Here is a 2,701-nt window from a genome sequence, read left to right as displayed (position 1 = left end):
ACTTTATATTTGATGTATAATGACATTGAGATTGTAAAGTTTTAACTTACTCAATCATGCACCCATGTGTTAGAGGTGTTAAGTGTCAAATAAAAAGTTTCTTGAAGGCTTCACTCTCATTGAGCTACTAGTTGTAGTTGCTATTATTGTTATATTAGCAGCTATTCTGTTCCCTGTCTTTGCTGCTGCGCGAGAACAAGCAAGGACTACTTCTTGCCTTAACAACTCCGGACAACTTGCCAAAGCTTTTATAATGTATTCGAGTGATTGGGATGAGCGCGTACCATCCTTTCGGTTTATTATTAACGCTTCGTGGGGCGGTTTGAATACGAATCCTAGTGGTGGTAATTTCGTATATGTGAAAAACTGGATGGTTTGGTACTGCCCTTCTGATAGACGCAAACCAGGCACTTATAAATACAGTTATATGCTGAACGGCTTCACCCAAATGGCGCTTCCCATTTATAATGAGGTTATTCAAAGTCGTGGTTGGGAGCAACCTCAGTACCCAGAGGGAACACCCGCGCGTCTTGCTTGGTTTATAGATGTAGCCAAATCGGTCGTCTTTGTAGAGGAAGCGCTTCCCGCAGAGGCAAAGGGTTATGGGGCATCCGAAAATGACTGGTGGTTTATTTGTCGTGATTACATGACAGCTCGCCATAATGGGCGAGGAACCCTGTCATTTTTAGACGGTCATGTTGTGAGCATGCAGTCCTTCATTAAGGATCCAAACAAAGATTGGATGTCAAGATGGTCCACTGCCCTATGGCCCGGCACCCAAGAGTTTCTTTTCGCAGGAGGCTATTTCACTTGGCAAGGACCGTGGAAGAATAATTATAACCCGATATTGGGTAACGCAAACCATGCCCACTGTGGTTCTGAATAGCCTTCTTTGTCTTCATTTGTATACCCTTCTAGCTATGCCCCTGAGGTATAGTAAATTTATTGTTATCTCCTGATTCAAATTTCCCAGCTGAGGTATAAAGGTTTGAGGGCGAGTGATGAAATTTACTAAAATGCATGGCATCGGTAATGATTTTGTGGTGATCAATGCGTTGAATGAGCAATTAGATGAGGCCAATTTCCAGGATATGGCTATCAAATTGAATGATCGCCGTTTTGGGGTTGGTGGCGATGGGATCATTCTCATTATGCCCTCGCGAGTGGCGCACTACCGGATGCGGATGTACAATCCGGACGGAAGCGAAGCAGAAATGTGCGGCAATGGCATCCGATGCTTTGCGAAATATCTCTATGACCACAAGCTGACGCAGCAGACGGATTTGACAGTTGAAACAGGCGCGGGCATCCTGTCATTAAAGCTCTTCCCGAAGGGCGGTAAAGTGGGTGCAGTCAGAGTGAATATGGGTGAACCACGTTATCAACGTCAGGATATCCCTATGCTCGGCGGCCAACCTGACGGCAATTGCATTAACGAACCATTAAAAGTAAATGGCACAACTTTCAGTATCACTTGTGTATCGATGGGAAATCCCCATGCAGTAGTGATTGTTGATGATGTCGAAAAAATTGATGTTCCGAAATACGGCCCGCTCATCGAGACCAATAAACTATTCCCTGCACGTACTAACGTTCATTTTGTTCAAGTTATTAGCCCAACGGAGCTAAAAATGCGCACATGGGAACGCGGCGCCGGCATTACTTTTGCTTGCGGCACCGGAGCTTGCGCAACGGCAGTAGCCTGTTATCTTAATAAGAAATCAAAACGAGACGTTCTAATCCACCTTCTCGGTGGTGATTTAGAGATCGAGTGGCAGGGCAACAATCAAATCCTAATGACTGGCCCCGCTGAAGAAGTTTTTACTGGAGAGTTAAGTTAGTAGTACGTATTGCGTATTGCCTATCCGGATTCCGGAATACGAACTACGCAATACGAAATAGAAAGGACGGTTTGACACGATGGTTGAGAGAAGTAAACGATTAGAGAAAATACCTCCCTATCTCTTTGGAGAGATTGCTCGGATTAAGCAGAAGGCTTTATCAGAGGGAAAAGATATTATTGACCTGGGTATCGGCGATCCCGATCAGCCGACGCCAATGCCCATTATCGAGGCATTAGCCAAGTCGGCTCATAATCCCGATACCCATCGCTATGATGAATCGCCTTTAGGCCAGCCCGAATTCTTACAGGCGGCAGCGCGTTGGTATAAGAAAGAAACGGGACAAGTCCTCGACCCAGAGTCGGAGATACTTCTGCTTATAGGCTCAAAAGAAGGCTTGGCGCATGTTGCATGGGCATATCTTGACCCCGGCGATTTATCTATCGTGCCGAACCCTGCGTACACCGTCTATAAGGTGAACTCGCAAATGGCAGGCGCTGATGTTTACGAGATGCCGCTGGTTGCAGAGAATGGTTTCCTTCCTGACATAGATGCTATCCCTGCAGACGTGGCCAATCGGGCGAAGCTTATGTTCCTGAATTATCCCAACAATCCAACCGGCGCAGTGGCTACCCGTGAGTTCTATCAGAAGGCAGTTGATTTCGCTCACAAGTATAACGTGTTGCTTATCAATGACTGCGCCTATTTTACGGTGACTTATGATGGCTTCAAGCATCCGAGTTTGTTGGAAATCCCCGGCGCTCGTGAGGTAACGCTTGAGTTCCATTCACTTTCGAAAATGTTCAACATGACCGGTTGGCGCGCGGGTTTTGCGATTGGCGATAAGGATGCTGTTGCTG

At 46.2% G+C, this 2,701-nt stretch carries 3 protein-coding genes; all 3 read left to right on the top strand.

Going from position 1 to position 2,701, the window contains the following annotated elements; translation table 11 throughout:
* Positions 1-82 precede the first annotated feature (82 nt).
* Positions 83-886 carry a prepilin-type N-terminal cleavage/methylation domain-containing protein gene (locus WCO51_12095; GenBank protein MEI6513994.1) on the top strand — a complete coding sequence of 268 codons (804 nt, stop codon included), beginning with the start codon at positions 83-85 and terminating at the stop codon, positions 884-886.
* 115 nt (positions 887-1,001) lie between these two features.
* Positions 1,002-1,841 (top strand): diaminopimelate epimerase, encoded by an 840-nt coding sequence (gene dapF, locus WCO51_12090; protein ID MEI6513993.1) that lies wholly within the window; start codon positions 1,002-1,004, stop codon positions 1,839-1,841.
* 79 nt (positions 1,842-1,920) lie between these two features.
* A partial coding sequence (locus WCO51_12085) for an aminotransferase class I/II-fold pyridoxal phosphate-dependent enzyme (protein ID MEI6513992.1) occupies positions 1,921-2,701 on the top strand: 781 nt, incomplete at its 3' end.

The organism is bacterium (assembly GCA_037131655.1).
In the GTDB taxonomy this organism is placed as follows: domain Bacteria; phylum Armatimonadota; class Fimbriimonadia; order Fimbriimonadales; family JBAXQP01; genus JBAXQP01.
The sequence above is the reverse complement of the archived record's forward strand: the minus strand, read 5'-3'. Positions and strand labels throughout refer to the sequence as shown.